Below are 24,022 nucleotides of genomic sequence, written 5' to 3'. Positions count from 1 at the left end.
AAAGCTTTTGGAAGATAAAAAAATACCGGCAAAGGTAAAGGGGCTGTCAAAATTCGATGTTTTAAATCTTGTAATAGGTTCAATTATCGGATGGGGTTCTTTTATTTTGCCGGGAACTCTTTTCTTACCTAATTCGGGGGTTATAAACACCGTCCTTGGTCTTTGCATAGGGGGCCTTTTTGTTATAGTAATACAAAAGGCTTATCAGGTTATGCTTAGCAATCATGTAGGCGAGGGCGGTGAATTTTCTTATACCTTGACAAATATGGGAAAGGTGCACGGTTTTATTGTCGGCTGGTCATTGAGTCTTTGTTATTTGAGCATGATTCCTTTAAATGCAACGGCCTACGTTCTCATATTACGTAAGATTTTCGGTAAGGTAATGCTGTGGGGCTATATGTATGATTTCGGACCGACAAGTGTTTATCTTGCAGATATTCTTATAGCCTCAGTTCCGATTATAGTTTTCACTATAGTCAATTTAAAAGGACTTTCTTTAAGTACAAAGATACAAAACATCATGAGTTCTGCACTTGTGCTTATCGTTATAGTTTTGTTTTTTATAATTTTGGGAAAAAGTAATTTAAAAGTTTTTTCCGATAATTATTTGGGCTATGATAAAATATCTTTGGCAAAAACCGCATCTATAATAGCTATAATTCCTTTTTTGTTTGTTGGCTTTGATGTAGTTCCACAAGTGTCCTGTGATTTGGGATTTGCTCCGTCTAAGACACATTTGCCTACGATTATTTCCATAATTTTCGGCATCTTGCTATACAGCCTTTTAAACATGATAGGAGCTTTGAGCTATGGCCCTGAAGAAGCTGCTAAGGTTGAGTGGGCAGTCGCCTCATCAGTAACGAGCAAGACCGGCTTTATAGGTTTTTTCTTTTTACTTATTGCAATTTTTTCGGCTGTTACCGGAGGTATTAATGGCTTTATGATAAGCAGCAGCAAATTGCTTGGTGCCTTGTCTAATGAAAAGCTTTCTCCGGCTTTTTTGGGTAAAAAGAACGATAAGAATTTATACCCGAATGCGATTTTGTTTATTGCGGGCGTAAGTTTAATAGGGCCATGGATAGGTCGAGAAGTAATTATTTTGATTGTGGATATGGCTTCCGTGTTGGCTGCTTTGGCTTATACCTATGTGGGTATAATAGGGATTAGAAAAGGTAAAAATTTATTTGAAAAAACAATGTGTGCTTTTTCGGGTCTTATAGGTTTGATATTTATAAGCCTTCTTTTAATTCCGGGTTCACCGGCACAGTTGACAAAGGGTTCAATGTTTTTTTTGATAGCTTGGACGCTGCTGGGTTTTCTATTTTATAGATTCGGTACCCGCCGAAAAGAAAAAAGTACATAATAGTTTATAAGGAGTTTTGTATGAAAAAAATCGAAAACATTATCGGTTTTGCAGTGCTGATTTTAAGCATTGTTTTGGGTTCCGTTTTATTAAAGACGGATATGTTATTTTTTAGATGGGTTATAGGAATAGCCTTAGGCTATGTTTTAACCCGTTCATTGTTCGGCTTTGCAGGAAGTGTAAACAGAGCATATCGAACAGGCTCCACCAAACTTATGAGAGCTTTGATGTTGATGTTCGTAATTTCTGCAATTCTTACTTCCGCCTTTCTTATTTTTGGAGATGTTAAAAACTATGACCTTTGGATTAATCCTATCAACTTAGGCCTAATCTTAGGAGGCTTCCTATTCGGTTTCGGTATGAGTTATTCCTCTTGCTGTGCAACAGGAACTCTTACGGACTTGGTTACGGGTTTACCGCGAGCTCTTATTACTCTTTTATTTTTCGGAATAGGTGTTTTTGTAGGTCTTCCTATTCAGGCCAAACAGTCATGGATCAAAGATTCATTATTTAAGAGCGGAACAGGCAGCGGTGTCTTTATACCTGACTGGTTCGCTTCAAATGGAAAGGGCGGATATCTAGGTGCAATCATTGTAACAGCTTTGTTTGCAGGTATTATTGTTGTACTCTCATATATGTATGAAAGTAAAAGAAAAAAGCAAAACAAATACTCAGGTGTAGGTTCCGAAAAAGATCAGGATGCAGTAAAAGAACTTGATACACATAACTATAAATTTTTTAGTGAAGCAACTTACAAAAAACTTTTTGTTGAACCTTGGTCTTTAACTATGGGGGCTGTTTTACTTTCAGTTTTGTTTACACTTTTAATGGGGGTTACAAAGGCTGGTTGGGGTGCTTCGACTCCTTTCGGTTTTTGGTTCGGAAGACTGTTAAAGTTTTTCGGTATGAGTGTTGATTCCATTGTTGCTTTTACCGGAGGTAAACCGAAGCCTTATACAATGCCTTTCTTTGAGCATCCTGTTTTCGTTCAGAATATCGGTATTGTGGCCGGTACTGCGATATGTCTTCTTCTTGCAGGAAGCTTTACAAAAAGCTTTAAGTCGGAGTTAAAAATTAGGGTAAAAGATGTCATCGTTTTTGCAATCGGCGGTTTTGCGATGGGTTTTGGAACAAGACTCTCAAACGGATGTAATGTCGGTGCCTTGTATACTCCAATTGCAAACTTTTCACTTTCAGGATGGATATTCTTAATTTTCCTTGTTGCCGGAGGTTTTTTAGGAAACTATACTTTAAAGCTGATTAATAAAAAGAAATAAGTTTAAGCAGAACCTCGAAGAGCAGAGCTTCTTCGAGGTTCTTTCAATTTTAATTTTGGTCGATTAAAGATTCGGCTAAAATTTTTAAGGCCTGCCTTGAAACATTTCCATCGATTGAAATCGCTTCTAAAAAAAGTTTTTCGGGAATAACTGCTAAAAGGCAGTCGGTTTCCGCAATAGCCGTGCCCGTCCTTTTCCCGTTTAAAAGACATGCAAGCTCTCCAAACAAATCTCCTTTTCCGAAATTCAGGATTTTGTTCAATCTTGTGACACTTACGCTTCCTTCTATTATGTAGTAAATTTCACTTGATTCATCTTCATAATTAAAAATAGTTTCTCCTGCTTTTATTTCTATAGCTTGTTTTCTATATTCTTTTGGCGGAGTGATAAAAAGATGCCTTAAAAGCTGATTAAAAAAACCGGGGGCATCTTCTTTTGGAAGCCTATAAAGTTGTGAGATTATAAAACTATTAAAAAACTGATTAACATACATAAACTGTGCAAAAAATACAAAGAAAAAAAAGAAAAACCAGACTTGAATTAGGACAAGTATTACATTTGTAAAAAGGCCGTATACGAATGTAAATTTAACTGTAGATCTAAAAAAACTAAAAAATATCTTTACAAAATAATAGGATAAAGTACAGGCTGCAGATGAAAGCAAAGCTGTCTTAAAAGAGGGCTTTATAGGCGGCATCCAATAATATATCAAACAGACAAACAGCTGCATAAAAATAACGGGAATAAATCTAAATAGATTTCTTAAAAGACTGAATAAGTTCGGTGAAAAAACAGGCTGAGCAAAATCGCTTCTAAATACTGCAGAACCCGTTATTAAAAATATAAATAAAAAAACAAGCAGGATGACAACAATTATTTCGCCTAGAATAACTATCAGGCTGGTTTTTAAAGGGGTGATTTTTATTTTCTTCCGGTATACTTTTCTGATTGAATGCTGAATGGTTGCAAAAAAACGTCTGGCCATCCATAAAACAAAAATCAAAACAATGAACTCAAAAAAGGAGAAACTATTTACATTCAATAAAAAATGGAAAAACCTGTCAAGATTAACCGTGTTTTGAAAAATTGAAAGAGCTCTGAGAGCTTCTTTTATTTGCTGAGGGCTTTGTTTTAAGACACGGAGTAAAATAGTTAATGTCAAAATAAAAATAGGAAGAGCGGACATTAAAAAATTATATGCCCCTGCCGCCGCAGTAGTTAAAAGATCATTATTTACAAAACTTACAATTGTAATATATATTTTTTGGTTAAAGTCATAGAGCCCTTTTTTTTGTTCTTGAACAACTCTTTCATACCAAGCTAAAAATTTCTGACTATTGCTTTTTTCTTTTTTCAATCAAGGTCCTCCTATTTTGTGTAATAATATACAACTAATTGTGTTCTATCTCTTAAATTCAGTTTTTCGAGTATGGAAGAAACATAATTACGGACAGTTCCTTCACTCAAACTAAGTCGGTTTGCTATTTCTTTATTATTAAGTCCATCTGCAACCAATTCCAAAATATCGGTTTCTCTATCGTTTAAATCTTCTTTAAATTGTGAGCGCGCAGGTTTTGTTTGAGGGATTTTTGATATTATCTCCGAATCGAATACGATGCTCCCTGCGCCGACTGCATTTAATGCAGGTACCAAAGAATCTATGTTTTGTTTTAATATATAACCCTTACATCCGAAGTTAATTGCTTTTGTAATATATTCTTCATCGTTAAAGGTTGTAAGCAATAATATTTTTGCATCGCTATGTTCGGCTAGAATTTTTTCGCTTGCTTCTATTCCGGTCATATTTTGCATTCTGATATCCATTAAAAGAATATCCGGTTTGTATTCATTAAAGAGGGTAATCGCTTCGTTTCCGTTTGAGCCGGTTGCAATAATATCGAATCCGTTGGCTTTTAATATTGTCTTTAAAGAGGAAACGACAAGACAATCATCATCAACTATTATTATCTTCATTGTATTTATCCTTTATTTTTGGAAATATAATATGAGTTTTAAATCCGTTTTCGGAATAAAATTTAATTATACCTCTATGTTTTTCTACAAGGTCGGCTATAACTTTTAAACCTATTCCATAATTTAGATTTCTGATTTGTTTTCCTGAAAAGCCTCTCCCATTATCTTTTATTATAAGAGAGTAAAAGCCGAGGTGTTCCAGTACGCTCAGATTCAATTCACTTGCTCCGCTGTGTTTGATGGTATTTGAAAGGCTTTCTTTTACTATTGAAAAGATATCGTATTTTAGCTCATAGGGTATAGAGTCTACCTTATATGTTAATTGTATTTTAATTTTTTTTGTGTTTTCAACAAGTTCTTCCAAACCTGTTTGTAAATTAAAAGAATCATTATGCATATTATGAAGACATTCTCTTATTTCGGTCATACCGTTTTCTAAAGAATTTTGTAAAGTGTTTAAACTTTCCTTTACGTCCTCTTGATTTGAAATATATTTTAGCGCATTCACCTGTAAAATACCGGCACTAAGTGTATGACCTATGGAATTATGAAGACTTCCTGAAATTCTGTTCCGTTCGGCGAGGATTAAAACTTCAGCATTTTTTAAAACCTCGTTTTCTAAAATTCGTTCCCTTTTTTCCGAATTAATTTTGCTTTCGGCAAGTTTATCTTTTAGTCCGGTTACTTCCAATGTTTTAAGTAGATAGTTTTCTTTAACACCCGAATAGAAGAATATAATCAAAGTAAACAGAAAGAAAATAAGATCGAAATTAAAAAACACACACAATAAAGGAAGAAATTTAAAAATAAGGGACAGGTGCTTTTGATTTCCTTCGGCTTCTAAATTCATAGCGATAAAAACGGGAGAAAAAAATGCAAGATTTTTATTGAATGCTGCTGTAAATATGACAAAGACGATAAAAATAAAAGGCTTTATATTGCTGTGTATCATACCGCTCCATAGCCCCATAGAAAAAAATATTATAAAGCAGGGAATAACTATAAACGATCCGGTTTTAGAAAATACAAAAAGAGAAGAAAAAAGAACTATCAAAAAATTTTCTAAAAATAAAAGCATATAATTACAGAGCTCTCTCTATTAAAATATCTACCGTTCATTAAGTATAAAGGAAAATGCTAAAAAAATCAATAAAGAAAAAATTGGTGTTGACTTTTGCAAAAGACTATGCAATACTTTATTATACAATTTACATAAGGAGGTTTAATTTAAATATGTATAATATAATTGATTTGGTCAAACAAAAAGAAGCTAAGATTATTCAAATTAGGAGGGACCTGCATCAGATTCCCGAATTGGAATTATCCCTTCCAAAAACTGTGGACTATGTTTGCAAGCAGCTCGATGCTCTGCAAATACCCTATCATAAACTTGTCAACGGGAATGCTATTGTTGCCCTCATTGAGGGAAAAGAAAAGGGCAAATGTATAGCAATTAGAGCCGATATGGATGCCTTGCCCATAAAAGAAAATACAGGCCTAAGTTTTGCCTCAAAACATGAGGGCTGTATGCATGCCTGCGGCCATGACGGCCACATGGCTATGGCTCTTGGAGCCTGTATGGTGCTTAAGGAACTGTCATCGGAATTTAAAGGCTGTGTAAAAATTCTTTTTCAACCGGGAGAGGAGTATCCCGGAGGAGCCCTCCCCATGATTGAAGAAGGCTGTATGGAAAATCCAAAGGTTGATGCCGTAATAGGCCTTCATGCAGGTTATATTTATCCGGGCGTTGAAAAAGGAAAGATAGGTGCATGTAAAGGGCCTTTTTTTGCCGCTGCCGATAAATTCAAGATTATCGTAAAGGGATATGGTGCGCATGGGGCTTATCCGCATCTTTCGGTAGATCCTGTTCCCATAGCTTGTGAAATAGTTTCCGGTTTACAAAAGATTATAAGTCGTGAGCTTCCCCCAACTTCTCATGCCCTGATTTCCGTAGGACAAATACATGGCGGATCCGCTTTTAATATCATACCCGAGGAAGTTTTTATTGAAGGAACGGTACGTTCTGCTGATGAAAAAGAACGCAGCTTCATTGCAAAAAGAATTGAAGATCTTGCTTCGGGTATTTCAAAATCTTACAGGGCCGAAGCAAAAACGGTTTATGATTTTAGGTATCCTGTTTTGCTAAATGATAAAGGTTTTACGGAATTTTTTATTGAAAGTACAAAAGAAATTTTGGGAGAAGATTCTATTCACGAAATTTCGGTGCCTACAATGGCCGGTGAAGATATGGCCTACTTTTTGCAAAAAGCTCCTGGTACGTTTTTTGTCTTGTCCAATCCTATAATACAGAAAGACGGTAGTATTTATCCTCATCATTCAGATAAATTTGATATGGATGAAAGTTTATTTTATAAAGGAACCTCTGCTGTGCTGGCCGCTGTTCTAAAATATTTGAATTTAGGCGGCTTAAAATAAAGCCTTTCACATAGTTTCTGCATATAAGTTTTTGATTTATATGCAGAATGGCCTAGCCCATGTAGAGTACATCATCGGCAAGAGCGGCTGCCTCATCTTTGTCGTGGGTAACGTAAACGGCTGTGTAGCCCAAGCTCTCCTGCTTGGCTCTTAATTCTTTACGCAAGTGCAGGCGAAGGTCTGCATCGAGGGCAGAAAGGGGTTCATCAAAGAGGATGAGGGCGGGTTTTACTGCAAGGCTCCGTGCTAGAGAAACCCTTTGTTTTTCTCCGCCCGAAAGAAGATCCGTTTTGCGCTTTTGTAAGGCCTCCAAATGAAAAAGCTCGACAAGAGGGGTAATGGCCTTGCGGGCTTCCTTTTTGGACATGCCTTGGGAGACCAAGCCGTAGATAATATTTTCTTCAACATTGAGATGAGGGAAGAGGGCGTAGTCCTGAAAGACCATTCCGATTCCGCGTTTGCCGGGAGGAGTGTGATTGATATTTTTTCCGTCCAAAATGATTTCGCCCGAATCCGGAGGGACAAGGCCTGAGATTATTTTTAAAACCGTTGTTTTGCCGCAGCCTGAAGGCCCGAGGAGGGCCAGAGCTTTCCCCTTTTTTAATTCAAAGGAAATGGAAATATCTTTTTCGGTAAAATGTTTTTTTATGTTTTTAAGCTGTAAAAATGCTTTTTCGTTTTCCATCGGTTTCTCCTTAAATTTCTTTTTCCTGTAAAAAGAAAACAAAGCCGGTCATAAGGCTTAAGACGACTGCAACTGCAGAAGATTCTACAAAGCGGTATGAAGAAGCGTAATCGAAAATCAGCAGGGCAAGGTTATTAAACCGCGGTATGTTTAAAACTATTGGTAAGGAAGCATCTCCCGTACTTATGGCAAAGACAAAGGCCAAGGCGGAAAAGATGCCCTTCTTGCACATGGGTACTATCACCTTAAAAAAGGCCGTTTTTTTGTCCGGTGAAAGCAAGACAGCTGCATTGATAATATTTTGAGGAATGCGTAAAAGCGAGGTCTGTATCTGGGTCCACGCAAAGGGCCACGCAAGGGAGCTTTGTGCAAAGATTAAAATAAGCTCCGTTCCGTTGGGTCTTAACAAGAGCCAGCCGAAGCCTAGCATTACCGATGAAACGGCCAAGGGCAGATAAGGAACCGCATATATTTTTCTCAGGTTATAAAAGACGGTAATGTATGCAAAGAACAAAGAAGCTATCAGGCTTACAATGGCCGTAAGAACGCCGATTTTGATGCTTGTCCAAAGAGCCGTCCAAAAAGTTCGGGATAAAAAAATATTTTTCCATGCTTTAAAATAAAAGAATTTATTAAATATAGAAGTATAATTTACATTATATGTAGAATGTAAAAAGATAGAAAACAAGGGTGCTATTAAAAAAAGAATAATTATAAAAATAGTAAAGCTAAAAAAGATTTTTTGTCCAAAGCCTTTTATTGCAGACCTCTCCCTTCTTCCCTTTAAGTTTTCGTTTTGTACCTTCATCTTTTTTTGCAGGTTAGAATAGATGAGGATTAAAATTAAGGCCGCAGATATTTCGGTGAGGGCTATCTTTGCGGCAAGGTTCATATCCAATTTTGTGCGGGCTGCCTTGTAAAGTTCTACCTCTAAGGTAGTAAGGGCAAGGCCTCCGAAAAGCAGGATTATTATAAAACTAAAAAAGCAAAAAAGGAAGATCAACAAAAAGGAAACGGCTATCGAATTTAAAAGAGCCGGAAAGGTTATGGTCTTAAAGATTCTAAATTTACTTGCTCCTAAAAGGAGGGCAGCATTAGGTTCATCTTCGCTTAAGCGTTCCCAAACTTGAGAAATTGTTTTCATTGCAAGGGGAAAGTTGTAAAAGCCGTGGATTATAATTACTCCTGTCATCGAAAACACAAAATTGACAGGCGGTTCGTCTTGGTTTAATAAGCTCTTTAAAAAAGAATTTAGGATGCCGTTATTTCCGAAAAATATTATAAAGGAAAGAGCAACGATTATTGCAGGCACGCAGAGGGGGACGCTCGACAGAGCCATTAGAAATTTTCTACCCCGAAAGTTTTTTCTTGCACAAAAATAAGCGGCAGCAAAACCTACCGTGCAGGCAAGAGCTGCGGAAAAAAAGGCCTGAGAAACCGTAAAGGCAGCAATCCTAAAAATCTGCGAAAAATCAAAAGAGCTTTTTACTCCCGTAATATACGAAAAGTCAAAGCGTGAAGAAAATAAGGGAACAAAGCTTAAAATCAGCGGAAGAAAAAAAGAAAGCAGTACAAGAAAAAAGATGAGGCCGCCGAGCGGTAAAACAAGGCGGCCTACGTTTAATAGGCCGCTCGGCCGAGAAACTCGGTCAGGCCGAGTATCTCGGCCTTTCTGTTTATTTTTGTAAAACATTGATTACGGCATTTACCGATTCGGTTTGATCTTCTGAAGGAATACGCAAAACTTTTGCAGGTTTGGGAACATCCTTATAAGAAGCAGGAAGAGCAAGTCCCTTGATAACGGGATACATAAACTGGGTTTCGGGAAGGAGGCTTTGAGCTTCTTCCGTCAGCATAAAGTCTATAAATTCCTTTGCTCCTTTAGTATTAGCTGCATTGGCGGCAATACCCATACCTTCAATTTGAATAATATGTCCTTCTTCAAAAATCAATGGTTGAAATCGGTCTGTTTTATCATATAAAACATGGGAAGCTAGGCTGCTTGTGTAAGAAATGGCTATGGGAGCTTCTCCGGCTGTAAAATAGCCGTAGCCCGTACTCCACTTGGGAGCCATGGCAAAGATATTTGGCTTGAGGGCCTTCCAAAAGTCTAGGTAATTATCTCCAAAAACAGCCCTTGTCCAAGCGGCCAAGCCCAGTCCTGTTGTGCTGGAACTCGGATCCAAAATAACAATCTTTTTTGCATAAGCAGGCTCGATCAGCTCTTTTAAGGATGAGGGCTTTTTGATTTTGGCTTTTGTATCGAACATAAATGCAAAATAGCCGTAGTCAAAGGGGGTTAAAAGCCAGTCATCGGCAATAAGAACAGCTGAATCTATCTTGTCTGCGGCCGTAGGTTTGTAGGCTTTTAAAACTTTTGCCTTGCGGGCTTTTTCGATAAGGTGGTTATCTATACCGATGAGGACATCCGCTGTAGAGGCCTTACCTTCCAGTATGACTCTGTTTAAAATGCCTTCTTTGCAGATAACGTACTCAACTTCTTTGCCCGTTTTTGCCTTAAAGAGTTCGGCAATTTTCGGACCGGGGCCGTAGTCGGCAGCAAAGGATTTTGTTGTGTAAACTACAACCTTTGTTCCGTCAGATTCTTTTGCACCGCCTGCAAAAAGAGCGGCACAACCGATAATTAAAAAAGAGAAAATTAAAATAGAGCGTAAATGATTTTTCATATGCTCCCTCCGCCGGTATTATCCGGATCAGGTAATAGGGCATCCGTGCGGACAGCCCTTTGCGGGTATGTTCTCAGCTTGTAAAAGCACCCCGGCAGATGTGAGTTTAGCATAAGAAAAATAAAAATTCAATAGGCGGACAAAAATACAAATATTTGTATAAATTGTAAGAGGTATTGCCCAAAAAATACCATTTTTATGAAATTCATGTATACATTTGATTGGCCGTTTTATAGCCAAACATCCGTCTAGGATAATTATTTATCCAATTCTCTACTTGTTTTATTTGTATGTCACTATATTTACTTATATCTGCTCCTTTTGGTATAAAGCGTCTAATTAATTTATTAGCATTCTCATTGCTTCCTCTTTCCCAAGAACTATAAGGATGTGCATAATAACAAGTTGTCCTTTTTTCTCCTTCTTTTAAACAAGAGGTTTCAAGGCCTTCTTGGTCTAAAAATTCAGTCCCGTTATCCATGGTTATGCTTTTAAATATTTCTTTAAACTCATCTTTATATTTCATCTCAAGCATATCTATATTTTTTTTAATACTTTCCTGTTTTTTATCGGGGATTTTAAATATTAATTCTTTTCTAGTAACTCTTTCAGTCATAACTTGTAAGCAGCATCTTCCTTTACCTATCACCAAATCCATTTCCCAATGTCCTTTTTCCTGTCTTTTATTTATCTGTTCACTTCTTTGTTCAATACTGCGTCCTTTTATGTTGTTTTTAGCAATTTTGCTTATTTTTTTATATTTTCGTTTAGTTTTATTGCGTTTTACAGGTAAATCTTTGTTTGTAAGCCTAGAAAAATCCCCTCTGTCTATCATATTGTATACAGTTTTGGTGCATATCATAACCGGAAACTGTAAGCCTAGTTCTTTTATTTGTCCTATAGCGGCATCAGGAGAAAATTTATTATCCGCTATACATGTTTCCAAATAATGTAAAAGTTTTTTATCCTTACCTATTTTTAAACCACGGCCTTTTAGTAATTTCATTTTATCGGCTCTTTGTTGTCCTTTTCGTGCCGAGTAAACTGTCTTTTCAAGATAGTCAGGAACTTTTGGATTACGGCTTACATATGGATTTTCTGTTACTTTTATTACCATTCCCCTTTTTATCTCCCTCTGTATCGTTCTTCTATCCCTATTTAAAGACTGTGCAATTTGCCTTGCATTATAGTCGCTTTTGAATAATGCTTCTATCGCATATCTTTCTTTTTCGCTAAGGTGTTTCCATTTTTTACTTTTTATGGTATCATTCTTCTGGTTCATCTGTTCCCCATTATCTTTGTTTTTCCTAATTTCATTATAATGGTTTTTTGGTTCAGATGAACCTTTTTTATTTATTTTTAGGGCAATTTATTTTACAACTTACCAATACAAATATTTGTTATACGAACTTTCCGGAGTAGACAAAAACTTAAAAATAGCTTATGCTTTTTAAAACTTAGATTAAAGGAGACGTATTAATGAATAGAAGGTTGTTTAATTTTTTTGTGATTAGTGCTCTTTGTGCTGTGATTTTTAGTGCCTGCGGTCATAAGCCGAATTTAGACGGGGGGAGTACCCCTTTAATTACTCCTAAACCTGTAAAGGTTACTTGGTCTATTGATGGAGGCGGGGCTGAAAACCCAAAAGCTTCTGTAAAAAAATCAACAAATGGGATATATCTATCATCAGGTGATGAAGCATATACCGGAACAGAACTTTTATTGGCTGCAGCTAATGATAGTACAACATGGTATATGTATACTATCGACAGGATTAAAACAAAGATCAACGGGAAAACCGTAGCAGAGCTAGGTAAAGCTATTGCAGATTTTACATCCTATGGCCAGATCAAATACACTATTCCCCAAGATGCTTCGGCGGTACATATAGAATTTGTGCTTAAACAAGCTGATAACCTGCAAGTTGAATGGAAAAGCAAAAACCCTTCAGATGGTGAAATAAAAAGGTGGGTAAAAAACGATCCTCCCGATAATCCTGTTTATGATACTGAATTAAACGGTAATTTTCTTGAAGGAAAAACACTATGGTTTTATGCTTTCCCAAAACCAGAAAAGATTGTTAAAAACTGGTATATAAACGGCAAGGCCCAAAACAATGTTGAGATCGAATTTGGATATAATGTTCAGAAGACAGACTTTGTTGACGGCAAAATCCTGATAGAAGTCGAATTCGGAGATAAGGAAACAGAGATACCTGTTTATTGGAAGAGCTTGGATGAAACAAAGGGAACTGTCTATGCCGGGCGGCGAATCAATGGGCGATGGACAAATTTCGACTCAGGTGAAAAGTTTGAAGAAGGGTATTTCTTTTATGTCAATGCTGAAGTAAAACCCGGCTTTATCTCGGATAAATGGTATATAAACGGAGAAGAAGTTCCTGCTACAAATATTAATCAGCTTAGATATACAGTAGCGTCAAAGGACATAAAGGGCGGCAAAATAGAGATAAGTGTCAGCTTTAAAGAAGCTCCTAAAATTAAGGTAGAATGGTCTGTAGATGAGACGGACAAAGGAAGTATTAGGGCAGAACAGCTTATAAACAATAAATGGACTGAGGTTCAATCGGGAAATCTTTTTGGTCAAAGTTCAGAGATCCGTGTTATCGTAGAGCCTAAAGAAGGCTTTGCTCCCGATACATGGTATATCAACGGCAATAAGGCTGAGGAAGGGACTGAGGGAGAACTTGATTTTTGGTATGAAGTCGATATTAATGACATAGTAAACGATAGCATCAAGATAATCCATAAGTTTAAGCCAGCTGAAAAAATCAATATGGAATTTACCACAGGAGGAAACGGAAAAATAAGTGTTTATAATTCAAAAACCGGAGAGCCTATTACCGGCACTCAAATATACGAGGGTACGGAGCTGAGAATAAAGGCGTTTCCCTTTTTAGGCTTCAAGTTTAAACAATTTGAGCATAACGGCACGAAAATAAATTCTTGGAATTGGGGAAATGGAGCTTACACCGCAAATTATATGGTAAAAGGAAAAGATAAGGATAAAGATACAGGTAAAATTACCATAAAAGCCATTTTTGAAACCGATCCTGATGCCCCTCAAGGTACCATACCTGTAGAATTTAGTGTTGCATCAGGCCATGAAGGAAACGGCATAATTATTGCAAAATTTAAGGAAAAAGAATTTGCAAGCGGTTATAAATTTAAAGAGAGGGATGATGTTGTCTTTTATGCCCTTCCGAAGGCTGGTTATCAGGCTAAATGGTTTGTAAACGGAAATGAGCATCGTACAGGTAATAGAATTTGGTTGCGTGTAGATAATCCGTTTATTGGAGGAGACGGAAAAGTATCCGTAAAGGCTCAATTTGTTCCTGCTAATCCCGTAAAGATTAATTTCAGTACGGAAGGACAGGGATCAGTAAAAGTCGAAAAGCTCATGGGAGACGAATGGCTTACTATCAAGTCCGGTGATACGGTTTATGAAGGAACTTCGGTACTTATTCAGCCTGATACTTCTGCAGATAATATTGCAGATTGGTTTATAAATGACACAGATGCAAATAATGAAATGAATGGCGATGGAAATTTATATTTAAATAATATTATTGGTTACGCTCAAAGCGGAGTCTGCAATATTGAGGCTAAGTTTAGGTCTGCCCTAAATTATTCTGTTTCATTTAAGATTGCAGAAGGCGGAGAGGGTAAGGGAAGCCTTTCAATTAGGTACCGGGATATAGAAACAAAAAAATGGATAACCTTACAAGGGCAAAATATATCCCTTAAGGAAGGTTCAAGTAATTTAAGATTTATGGTCAGATTAAATAGCAGCGCACAGGTAGAAAAATGGACTATAAGCGGAGAAGATAAAAATTATACTTCAGAAGAGTTTTGGTTCGGAGTCCTTCATAAATCTAGACTAAAGGGTAAAGACAAGCTGGAAGTTGTTGTACATCTAAAATAAAAAGACTTAATTAAAAAAGCCGATTTGGACATGCAATGTCTAATCGGCTTTTTTTGTATACAGTTTTTTTGAGTAAGCTTTATAAGCTGCTAAAAATTTTCCTCCCAAGTTTTTCCGGCGTATTTAGGTTTTCTCTTTTGGTCTTCCGTCATATCGAGGCCAAGGGTACCGCCCGGATTCATTATATTGTTCGGGTCGAAGTGTTTTTTTAGAGCCTTAAAGATTTCAAAATTGGTTTGTCCTATGGATTCTTCTACCCAAGCTGCCGTCATCTTGCCGACACCGTGGTGGTGGCTCATGGCCGCTCCTGCCTTCATTATGTTATCGAAGATGCCGTACTGGTATTCCACATATTCTTCCTTGTTTTTAAAAAGGCCTATAAAGATGAAGTACAGGTTTGCCCCTTGCGGATAGGCATGGGAAAGATGAGTCATGCAGACCGTGTGAGGGCGGGATTTTGCAAATCTTCTTACCTCTTCATGAACTTTCGGCATCATATCCCATGTTACGCTGCATTCCATTGTGTCTATTATTACTCCGTAATCTTGTAAGGATTCTCTTAGATACGGATCCGTAAAGCGGCCGTGCTCCCAGCCGTCTACAGGCTTGCCCGTTAAAAAAAGTCCGCCGTTTTGTTTACATATCCGTTTTACCTTTTTGTAAAGCTGCTTTGAAAATTCTTTAGCTCCTTCGCTCCAGCCTAAAAAGAGGCAGCGTTTCATCGGTTTATATCCCATGAGGTTCATCGCTGTTTCGGCTATTGTGCCTTCAACTCCGTAGAGCTTTAAAGCCATGTCGGTTTCTTCCGCATCCGAAAGTCTAAACACCGAGGGGAAGCCCGATTCGTTTTGCATAATCTCTCGGCAAGCCTTCATTCCGTCTTCCCAAGTTTTAAATATAAAGCTGAACTTTTTGCGGGTTTCCGGCCTGTATTTAAAAAACCGCAAGGTAACATTTGTAAGAATTCCAAAAGAGCCCTCGCTCCCCATCATAAGCTCGTCGATGTCCGGTCCGACCGCATGAGCGGGAAGCCCGTAGCTTTTAACGATGCCCGCAGGAGTTATGTATGTTTGTTGAAAAACTATGTCCTTTATGTTTCCGTAGTATGTGGAATTTTGCCCTGCTCCTCGGGTAACTACCCAGCCTCCCACGGAGGAGTATTCAAAGGATTGCGGGAAGTGTCCGCAAGTGTAGGCCATCTTTGCATTGAATTCTTTTTGAGCATTGTTTAAGTGAGCTTCCAGTTGGGGCCCCGACATTCCGGCTTGAACCGTAATTGTCTGGTCAGTTTCGTTAAAGGTTAAAACTTTGTTAAAGTTTTTACGCATATCGAGGGATATGCCGCCCCTTACTGCCTCAACGCCTCTGGTAACGGAAGAACCGCCTCCGTACACATAGAGGGGAATTTTGTGCTCATTCGCATATTTTACGAGCTTAACTATTTGGTCATGGCTTGAAGGGTATACTACAACATCGGCGATGTTTTCTAAGATGCCCTCACGGAGGCGGTAGGCATCATACATGGTTTTTCCGTAAGCGACCGATACCCTGTCCTTAACGGCTGTGCTGACATCCGCCTCTCCGAAAATTTCTTTTAAGACCTCAATGTGTTTTTGGTCAAGGTTTACGGGAAGGTTTTCAGGCAAGGCTTCAAGTCCTTCAAACCTCTTTTGTTTAAATGTCTCATCTCCTATGCCGAAGACCGTTTTCATATATTTATAAAGTCTTTCGTTAGGCTCCTTAAATTCGTTTGGGTCTCCCCACTTTGCCGCTTCTCTAAAAGAGCCCTTTGGAGGCGGTACCTGTTCCCAAACCGGTTTAAAATCCTTGTACTCATATCTTTTTCCCATAGCTTTCTCCTTATCCTTATCTTACCCGTTCATCTTTTTTGTTTCGGGATAATTTGTTACTCTTTGTATATCCTTATAAATATCTTTTAGTGCAGGATATATTTTTTTGTATACGCTGAAAAGGCCGTCATAAAGGGTGCGGTGTTCAGGGTTCGGTGTAAATTCCTTTTCGTATAAGACCATTTCCTTTACGGCATCTTTGATTGAAGCATGCTCTCCGATTCCTGCAGCGGTTATGATTGCGGCTCCTAGGGAAGAAGCTTCCGGCGTTTTTCCCCGTACAAGGGGACGGTTTAAAATGTCTGCGGTAATTTGGCAGATTGCATCGCTTTGAGAAGCTCCTCCTGAGGCTGCAACCTTTTCGCATCTTAAATTTCCTTTTGCTTCGATTAATTCCAAACCTTCACGCAAGGAGTAGGCAAGGCCTTCGATTATAGCCCTGTATAAGTCTTCTCTTCCGTGAACATCGCCGAAGCCTATGATGCTCCCCTTTGCATAGCGGTCAAAGATACTTGCTCCCCAGTAGGGCTGGAGCATGAGGCCCCTTCCGCCCGGAGGCGAGGCATGTAAAAGTTTATCCAAAATAACTTCAGGGATGATGCCCTTAGATTCGGCTGCCTTACATTCTTCCTTGCCCAGCTCTTCCTTAAACCAGCTTATCATCCAATAGCCTCGGAAGATTTCCAATTCCGAAAGCCATGTATCGGGGAGAATGCCGCAGTAGGCAGGAAAGAGTTTTTTATATTCAAAGTATTTTTTTGAGCAGACTTCGATTGTGGCTGTTGTGCCGAAACTTAAAGACGCCATAGAAGAATCTATTACGCCTGCCCCTATGGTTTCGCAAGCCTTGTCGCTTCCGCAGGCAACAAGTGGAATGCCTTGCGGGAGTCCCAATTCTTTTGAAACTTCGTCCGTTAAAGTGCCGATTATTTTTCCGCTTTCTATAAGGTCATGCCTTTTTTCGTTTTCTAAGGGCATGAGAGTTTCTTCAATCGAATGTTTTTTTGCCCATGTTCTTTTTCGGTTTACAAAGGGAATGTAGCCTACCATCGAGGAGACTACATCGCAAGGCTTTCCTGTCAGCTTATAAATAAACCAACCCGAAAGAAAAAACATCTTCCATGTTTTATCCCATATTTCAGGCTCGTTTTCTCTAAACCAGTTTATCTTACAATTTGATTGAACCGTAATTATAGAATCATAAACTCCCGCAGCATGAAAGGCCGTGCGTATAAGGCGGTTGGGATGATAGGGGCCTCGTGCAGTCCTGTTGTCGAGCCATACGATTGCAGGCCGCAGCACATTTCCGTCCTTGCCGACAAGAACCGTTGTAGCCCTCATCGAAGATATGCCCATTCCGGCAATATTTTTAAAGTGAAGAGGCTCTTTTTCTTTAAGACCGGCAAGGCCTTCTTTTAGAGCATTCCAGTAAACTTTTACATCTTGTTCGGCCCATGCAGGTTGAGGGCTTGTATGAGGCTTATACGGAATGCGGTTTGCCGCCAAGATATTTCCCTTTAAGTCAAAGAGCATTGTACGCAAACTTTGGGTTCCGCAATCGACCGTTAAGATGGTCTTCATAGGGAGCCTCCTGCTGCGATTAAATCGGCTCCGCTTTCGGCAAAGTTTTTTACGATTATGTCGCCGGGCATTTTTGATGAGTCCGCTTTAAGCTTGCGGATAAGATGCATATATTCTGAAAAGTTTTTTAAAGGAACTTCTACGCTTGTTTTTACGGGGAGCCTCGGAAAGCCTTCTACCGAAGATGCTATCGTGCTTGTAAGAATTCTCATCGGGCAGACGGCTTCCGTTTTTCCGTAGGAAAGACCCTTGGGGCATTTATTACCGGAAACGCTGATGTTTTCATTTTCGATTTTTACGCTCAAGCGGCAGCCTCTGGGGCAGGCTGTGCAAATAAGGCTTTTAGTTTCCATTATCGGCCTCCTTTTTTTCCGATGAAGTTTCGATGCCTTTTTGCGGAGATTCGCTTAAAACTATTTCAAGCTTTTCGGCTCCTCTTAATTTTTCGCAAGGCAGAATAAAGCGTTCCATTTCGGGAGGTTTAAGCTCTTCGTATTTTCGCTCAAAGACGGTTTTGCCGTCTGCTTTTAAGCTTAGGCCGGTGTTTTGCATTTCTTCTGCGGCTCTAAAATAAAAGATAATAGAGCCCTCTGCCTCAGTGTCGATTTTTTGCGGAACAACATAGAGAATTTTTCCGACGATATTTAAAGGCAAAAGTTTTTTAGCTTTCGTGCTCATCTTTAACGGAAAAAGTTTTTCCGCCCCGGCCCTCATGTTTAAAGCAAAATCGCCGGCTGCTTCTCCTGCGATTTTTCCCGACTCGGAAACATAATCTACAAGGTCGTTTACATGCAAGGCATTTCCGCAAGAAAAGAGCCCCGCAGCTTCCGTGTGCATAAATTGGTCAACGATGGGGCCCTTTGTTCTTCCGTCTATAGGAACATTTAAGCTTGACAGTATATCGTTTTCGGGAATGAGGCCTACGCTTAAAATCAGGGTATCGCAGGGGATTCTTTTTTCGGTTCCTGCAATCGGTTTCATGTTTTTATCTACTTGGGCAATCTTTACAGCTTCGACCCTTTCCCTGCCCTCAACCTCGGTAACCGTCGCGGATAGATGGAGGGGAATGCCGTAGTCATTAAGGCATTGCACGATATTTCGGCTGAGGCCTGAGGGGGTAGGCTTAATTTCGTATACCCCCTCTACATGAGCCCCTTCAAGAGTAAGGCGGCGGGCCATTATAAGGCCTATGTCTCCCGAACCTAAGATTACGCATTTTTTCCCGGGCATAAACCCGTGCAGGTTTATGAGGGCTTGTGCCTGTCCTGCCGTAAAAATACCTGCGGGCCTTTCCCCGTGAATGTTTACCTGCCTGTCCGTCCTTTCGCGGCAGCCCATAGCTGCAACAAGACTCTTTGCTTTAAGCTCAAAAATTCCGTATTCAGGATTTGTAAATTCCATGCAGAACAAATCATTTTCTTTTTTTAACTTGGTTAAAAAGGTAAAAAGAAAAATATCTATATTTTCTTTTGCTTCTGTCATTTCTTTATAACGCCACGCATATTCGGGGCCGGTTAAGCGCTCTTTAAAACGGATTAAACCGAAACCGTCATGAATGCACTGTTTTAAGATACCGCCTATCTGCCCCTCTCTTTCGATAAGGGCAATTTTCAGTTTAGGATCTTTTTCTGAGGCAGCCAGAGCTGCAGCCATTCCTGCAGGGCCTCCGCCTATAACGATGACATCATAATCGGTAAATGCAAGTGCTTTCATTTTTCGCCTCCGCTAAAGGCTTCAAACTTTTCTATCGGCTGAACAATCTCGGAACCCTCTCCCTTCTTTGTAAGCTTTTCTATCGGGATGCCTTTTTCTTCCGCAATAATTTTTAAAACATGGGGAGTACAAAAGCCTCCGTGACATCTGCCGGCTCCGGCTCTTATTCTTCTTTTAACGGCATCAAGGGTAAATACGTTTAGGGGATTGTTTACCGAATCCCTTATTTCGCCTTCGCTGACCTGTTCGCAGCGGCAGATTATTTTTCCGTATTGGGGATTTTTTTCGATTAGTGCCTGCCTTTCATTAGTTTCCATTTCGGAAACGGGTTTCATAGCCTTTCGGACGGGTGAAAAATTTTCTTTTAAACTTACATCTATTTTTTTCTTTAAAATTGAAACGGAAATCTTTACGATGTCCTCCGCAATGGCCGGAGCGGAAGCAAAGCCCGGGGACTGAATTCCTGCAGCGTGTACCAAGTTGTCGACCCGCTCTGAAGCTTCGACGATAAAATCTTCTTCCCATGTGCAGGCCCTTGTTCCGCTGTAGTAGGTTATTATGTCTGAAGGCGAAACCTTTGAGTTAAGCGTTAAGTGTTTTTTTATTTCTTCAAGGGCTTCGGGTTTTGTAGAAAAGTCCTCCCTATCCATAACTTCTACTGCATTAGGGCCTATTAAAAGATTGCCTTCAACACAGGGCATGATGCCGCCTCCCTTTGAGTGCCCCTTGCTCAGTCTTAAAAGATTCGGCATGGCGGAGCTTGTTTTTTGTAAACCGTTTAGTTTCTTATCGAGAATAGCATCCGTTCCTTTGCGTGCATGTATCGAAAAAAATCTGTCGCCGGCAAGGCCTGCAACCTTATCGGCCCAAACCCCGGCAGCGTTTATAAGAAGTTTTGTTCGGCAAGTGCCGCGATTGGTTATAAGTTCGGTAATAGTATTACCTTCTTTTTTGATGCCGATAAGGGCAGTGTTAGAAAAGAATTCGACTCCGTTTTCGCAAGCGTTTTCTGCATAACAAATAGTAACCTTCATGGGCGAAGCGACTCCCGCCGAAGGAAGCCAAAAGCCGCCGTAGTTTTTATCGGTCATAAATGGGTCTGTTTTTTTTACTGCTTCTCGGGAGCGGTAGCCGTAATCTCCGTCCACCCCGTTGAGGCGACATCTTTTTTTCATGATGGGAACCAGTAATTTTAAAATAGGATGGTGAAAAAGAAAAAAACTTCCGCAGCGGTTTATTTCAAAGCCCAGCTCTTCTGAAACCTTTGTGTACATCCTGTTTCCGCGAGTGTTAAGCTTTCCCTTTATTTTTTTAGGATTATCTGCAAAGCCCGGATGAATCATTCCGTCATTGTGTCCCGAAGCCTGCATCGCAACATCGCTTTCTTTTTCAAAGAGGGCTATTTTTAAATCGTAGCGGGATAGTTCGCGGGCGATAGAACAGCCTATTACTCCTCCGCCTATAATTACCGCATCAAAGTTCCTGTCCTCTAAAAGAGAATCCTGGATTTTGGGTAAACGCATAGGTTCTTCTCCACGGCCGTTTATAGTTAAATCGTTTACAACTCCCTTAAACCCGCAGCGGGCAGCCGCATAACCTGCTTCCATTCTTTCTTCCATTGAAGAAACATCGCCTTCTAAAATAACGGATTTTACATCGAGGGAAATTTTAACCATTTCGCTGAGATTAAGCCGCTTTAATTTTTTTTGTAGAAGTGAGAGCTTCTTTTTAAAATCCTCTTTTTGCATAATTTTATTCGTGCGGAGAGTTTAATACCCCGACGCTTGCGTCGTAACGAAGGGTATTAAAGCCGCCTGCAACCTCCCCTCATACTGTTATCGAGCTCCGCATCTCTGTATGTTTCGGGCTGAGTTAATTTTATCATTACTTTTATGGAGTTTTCTTCATCCGCCTCGATGAGGGCATTAAAGAAAAGTTGTTTGTATTCAGGGATTCTATCTGCATAGGAGATATTTTCGCATAAAAATTGTTTAAATTGGTATTTATAAATTTCTTTTGCTGTTTCAAGGCTGAGTAAAAAAATGGGACTGTCCGATAAATCTATTAAGGTACGGTAAAATTCAAAGTCTTCAATTGCTGAGGTTTCAATATCTTCGGATCGGGAAAAGTGTATTTTATTTTTTAAAGGAAGAAAAAGATGGTAGCGCTCTTTTACCGATAATTTTGAAATTCGGTTTATAAGTTTTTTTATAATGTGAGTTAAAATAAGCTGCCTAAATTCGACAAGCCCGGCTTCAATCTTTTCGGGTTCCGATATCTGTTTGTTCCGATAAAGCTCGGTTAAAAGCCTCATCGATATGGAGGAACTAAGGTCGTTTACAATGCATCCGTGACGCGGACGCATTGTTATGAGCCCCTTGGATTGAAGAATCAGCAGAGCTTCATGCACTACGGGTCTTGATACGTCAAAATGATCTGCAAGCTCTCTTTCAGGAAGAAGATATTCTCCGGCTAAAAATCGGCCGGTTAAAATTTCATCCTGAATAAGCGATGCAATTTTTTCTTTTTTTAAACTCTGTTCCTCCGATTTCATAACATACTCCCGATACTTGAGCTGTGGTCTTACCACCAACATATTAACATAGAGGCTGAAATTTGTCAAGTTTTATTTGCCAAATCTTAGAAAAATAAAAAAGCGGCAGAGACCGCAAGATCTTTCTGCCGCTTTAATTATATTTGGGTAAATTCCTTAAAAGACGATACCTTCGACGATTAGTTTTTCGGAAAATAATACCTTCTTGTATTTTACAAAAAGAGTATCGTTTGATGCGTTGATTTTATTTTTTACATAAACATCAATATCTCCCGACTTTACCAATTTGAATTCTTCCTTATCTTTTTTGGGCTCTACCGGTGACACGACCGGCTGGGGTTCTCCCACGCCTCAGGAAGCACAGCCTATAAGGTCAATAGTTATGGCCTTAGAATTGATTTTTTTTAAATAATCCAAAACTTTGTCATCAATATTTATTGTCATAAATTACTCCTTATTCAACAATGATTTCTTTTCTGTTATAGATAGATTCATCCAATTCACCTGTTCTTTTTGCTGCAATTACACCTGAAAGAAGAGAATCGCTTACGTTTAAGGCTGTTCGGCCCATGTCGATGAGGGGTTCAATAGCAACAAGAAGACCGGCAAGAGTTATCGGAAGTCCCATTGAGGATAGAACTATGATTGCGGCAAATGTTGCTCCGCCTCCTACACCAACGATTCCGAAACTTCCCAAGGCTGTAATTACGATAAGCTTTACAAGGAAGACGGGTGCCAATGGATTGATTCCTAAAGTGGGTGCAATCATAACAGCCAACATCGCAGGATAAATTCCTGCACATCCGTTTTGTCCGATACTTGTACCTAAACTTCCTGCAAGGTTAGCGATACCTTCCGGAACTCCTAAGTTGTTTACTTGGTTTGAAACGGTAAGAGGAAGAGCTCCTGCGGAAGACCTTGATGTAAATGCAAACATGAGGTTTGAAACACTTTTCTTAAAGAAGGTTATGGGGTTTAATCCTGCCGTAAGCAAGTATAATCCGTGTACAACAAACATTATTATAATTGCAATATAGCTTGCTCCTATAAATCCGATAAGCCTTAAAATTTCAGAGAAATTTGAGGTTGAGGTGATATTAATCATAAGAGCCAAAACTCCGTAAGGCGTAATGCGGAGAACCATTCGGACAAGCCTCATTACTACATCGGAGCAAGAATTAAGCCATTTAATAAATACGTCTGCACTGTCGGGATTGCTTCTTTTTAAGAATAAGGCTGCAAAGCCAAGCATTGCCGAGAAGAAAACCGTAGCCAAGGTTGCATTTGAGCCTTGACCTGAAAATGCGTAGAAGGGGTTGGTCGGGATAATTTCAAGAATTTGCTGCTGAATCGGTTTTGCCTCAAAGTCATGAAGTCTGCCTTCCATTGCCTTTCCTCTTGCAATTTCACTTTCACCGGCTGTAAGATTTTCTGCCGACAAGCCGAACGCAGAAGTTGTAAGAGCTCCCACAAGTGCTGCTATTGCAACAGTGATTACAAGAACAGCTAAAATTCTTCCTGCTGCTTTTCCGATATTTTGTTTTTGTGTAGCAATTGATTTTGTAATGCTTACAATGATTAGAGGATAAACAATCATTCTAAGCAATCTTACATAACCGCTTCCTACTAAAGTAATCCAGCTCATAGCTTTTTTTATCAGAGCTGAATCTTTAACTGTAAGCTGTAGTATTGCACCAAAGATGATGCCTACAACAAGAGCTGTAACTACACGTACATTAAAGCTCATATTAAGTTTTTTCATGTATCTAATTCCATACATGAGTAACAATGCTGCGGCTACAATGCCGCATATCCAGATTATGTCCATAAAAACTCCTAAATAGTGGTATTTTATAATGCGCAGCGAGTTTATCATAATACAAGATTTTTTACTAGATGGGGTAAAATAAAACTCAATAAAAAAAAGTCTATTGACAGTTTTTTTATTTTTTGATAGAAT

19 protein-coding genes and 1 riboswitch are annotated in these 24,022 nt (G+C 39.1%); of the genes, 4 read left to right on the top strand and 15 right to left on the bottom strand.

The window, feature by feature from the left end:
- Nucleotides 1-7 precede the first annotated feature (7 nt).
- Entirely contained in the window at nt 8-1,363 is a 1,356-nt protein-coding gene (locus TDE_RS00735) for an APC family permease (protein WP_002681021.1), read from the top strand.
- A gap of 20 nt (nt 1,364-1,383) precedes the next feature.
- Nucleotides 1,384-2,640 (top strand): YeeE/YedE family protein, encoded by a 1,257-nt coding sequence (locus TDE_RS00730; protein ID WP_002681018.1) that lies wholly within the window; start codon nt 1,384-1,386, stop codon nt 2,638-2,640.
- A gap of 49 nt (nt 2,641-2,689) precedes the next feature.
- Here TDE_RS00730 and TDE_RS00725 read toward each other — a convergent pair whose 3' ends face one another.
- The 3 genes from TDE_RS00725 to TDE_RS00715 are packed head-to-tail and all read right to left on the bottom strand — an operon-like array spanning nt 2,690 to nt 5,692.
- Complete coding sequence (locus TDE_RS00725) at nt 2,690-3,997, bottom strand: YhjD/YihY/BrkB family envelope integrity protein (RefSeq protein WP_002681017.1); 1,308 nt, start codon at nt 3,995-3,997, stop codon at nt 2,690-2,692.
- A gap of 11 nt (nt 3,998-4,008) precedes the next feature.
- Complete coding sequence (locus TDE_RS00720; protein WP_002666641.1) at nt 4,009-4,614, bottom strand: response regulator; 606 nt, start codon at nt 4,612-4,614, stop codon at nt 4,009-4,011.
- Nucleotides 4,595-5,692 (bottom strand): sensor histidine kinase, encoded by a 1,098-nt coding sequence (locus tag TDE_RS00715; RefSeq protein ID WP_002681016.1) that lies wholly within the window; start codon nt 5,690-5,692, stop codon nt 4,595-4,597. The genes TDE_RS00720 and TDE_RS00715 overlap by 20 nt, the downstream gene beginning before the upstream one ends.
- Nucleotides 5,693-5,847: 155 nt before the next feature.
- On the opposite strand from TDE_RS00715, the gene TDE_RS00710 reads away from it, so the two are divergent.
- The gene (locus tag TDE_RS00710) at nt 5,848-7,050 is read left to right on the top strand and encodes a M20 metallopeptidase family protein (RefSeq protein WP_002681015.1); all 1,203 of its coding nucleotides are present in this window, start codon (nt 5,848-5,850) and stop codon (nt 7,048-7,050) included.
- 52 nt (nt 7,051-7,102) lie between these two features.
- On the opposite strand, the gene TDE_RS00705 is transcribed toward TDE_RS00710, so the two are convergent.
- From TDE_RS00705 to TDE_RS00690, 4 genes are all read right to left on the bottom strand, one after another.
- On the bottom strand, nt 7,103-7,735 hold the full coding sequence (locus TDE_RS00705; protein ID WP_002681014.1) for an ABC transporter ATP-binding protein: 633 nt from the start codon (nt 7,733-7,735) through the stop codon (nt 7,103-7,105).
- A 10-nt stretch (nt 7,736-7,745) separates the two neighbouring features.
- Nucleotides 7,746-9,428 carry an ABC transporter permease gene (locus tag TDE_RS00700; RefSeq protein WP_002681013.1) on the bottom strand — a complete coding sequence of 561 codons (1,683 nt, stop codon included), beginning with the start codon at nt 9,426-9,428 and terminating at the stop codon, nt 7,746-7,748.
- Nucleotides 9,412-10,422 carry a thiamine ABC transporter substrate-binding protein gene (locus TDE_RS00695; RefSeq protein WP_002681007.1) on the bottom strand — a complete coding sequence of 337 codons (1,011 nt, stop codon included), beginning with the start codon at nt 10,420-10,422 and terminating at the stop codon, nt 9,412-9,414. The genes TDE_RS00700 and TDE_RS00695 overlap by 17 nt, the downstream gene beginning before the upstream one ends.
- Nucleotides 10,410-10,526: riboswitch (TPP riboswitch) on the bottom strand. Its footprint overlaps the gene before it by 13 nt.
- Before the next feature lie 101 nt (nt 10,527-10,627).
- Entirely contained in the window at nt 10,628-11,704 is a 1,077-nt protein-coding gene (locus tag TDE_RS00690) for an IS30-like element ISTde2 family transposase (RefSeq protein WP_010956682.1), read from the bottom strand.
- Nucleotides 11,705-11,901: 197 nt separating this feature from the next.
- Between TDE_RS00690 and TDE_RS00685 the strand changes: the two genes are divergently transcribed.
- Complete coding sequence (locus tag TDE_RS00685; RefSeq protein ID WP_002681005.1) at nt 11,902-14,364, top strand: hypothetical protein; 2,463 nt, start codon at nt 11,902-11,904, stop codon at nt 14,362-14,364.
- An 89-nt stretch (nt 14,365-14,453) separates the two neighbouring features.
- Here the strand turns inward: TDE_RS00685 and TDE_RS00680 are convergent, their stop codons facing one another.
- From TDE_RS00680 to TDE_RS00650, 8 genes are all read right to left on the bottom strand, one after another.
- Nucleotides 14,454-16,214, bottom strand: coding sequence for an FAD-binding oxidoreductase (locus tag TDE_RS00680; RefSeq protein ID WP_002681003.1), 1,761 nt, complete (start codon nt 16,212-16,214; stop codon nt 14,454-14,456).
- A gap of 21 nt (nt 16,215-16,235) precedes the next feature.
- On the bottom strand, nt 16,236-17,795 hold the full coding sequence (locus TDE_RS00675; protein ID WP_002681001.1) for an FGGY-family carbohydrate kinase: 1,560 nt from the start codon (nt 17,793-17,795) through the stop codon (nt 16,236-16,238).
- The gene (locus TDE_RS00670) at nt 17,792-18,148 is read right to left on the bottom strand and encodes a DUF1667 domain-containing protein (RefSeq protein ID WP_002681000.1); all 357 of its coding nucleotides are present in this window, start codon (nt 18,146-18,148) and stop codon (nt 17,792-17,794) included. Before TDE_RS00670 ends, TDE_RS00675 begins: the two co-directional genes overlap by 4 nt.
- Nucleotides 18,138-19,508 carry an NAD(P)/FAD-dependent oxidoreductase gene (locus TDE_RS00665; RefSeq protein ID WP_002680998.1) on the bottom strand — a complete coding sequence of 457 codons (1,371 nt, stop codon included), beginning with the start codon at nt 19,506-19,508 and terminating at the stop codon, nt 18,138-18,140. Before TDE_RS00665 ends, TDE_RS00670 begins: the two co-directional genes overlap by 11 nt.
- Nucleotides 19,505-21,256 (bottom strand): NAD(P)/FAD-dependent oxidoreductase, encoded by a 1,752-nt coding sequence (locus TDE_RS00660; RefSeq protein WP_044971525.1) that lies wholly within the window; start codon nt 21,254-21,256, stop codon nt 19,505-19,507. The genes TDE_RS00665 and TDE_RS00660 overlap by 4 nt, the downstream gene beginning before the upstream one ends.
- Before the next feature lie 56 nt (nt 21,257-21,312).
- Nucleotides 21,313-22,062: a FadR/GntR family transcriptional regulator gene (locus tag TDE_RS00655; protein WP_002680996.1), complete on the bottom strand. Its 750-nt coding sequence runs from the start codon at nt 22,060-22,062 to the stop codon at nt 21,313-21,315.
- A 156-nt stretch (nt 22,063-22,218) separates the two neighbouring features.
- Nucleotides 22,219-22,506, bottom strand: a complete 288-nt coding sequence (locus tag TDE_RS13395; protein WP_331470850.1) for a CC/Se motif family (seleno)protein — start codon at nt 22,504-22,506, stop codon at nt 22,219-22,221.
- Nucleotides 22,507-22,516: 10 nt separating this feature from the next.
- Nucleotides 22,517-23,890, bottom strand: a complete 1,374-nt coding sequence (locus TDE_RS00650) for an L-cystine transporter (RefSeq protein WP_002684693.1) — start codon at nt 23,888-23,890, stop codon at nt 22,517-22,519.
- Nucleotides 23,891-24,022 lie beyond the last annotated feature (132 nt).

Origin of the sequence: Treponema denticola ATCC 35405 (assembly GCF_000008185.1) — a bacterium.
Taxonomy (GTDB): domain Bacteria; phylum Spirochaetota; class Spirochaetia; order Treponematales; family Treponemataceae; genus Treponema_B; species Treponema_B denticola.
Note: the sequence above shows the minus strand (reverse complement) of the source record. Positions and strands in the feature narration are given on the sequence as shown.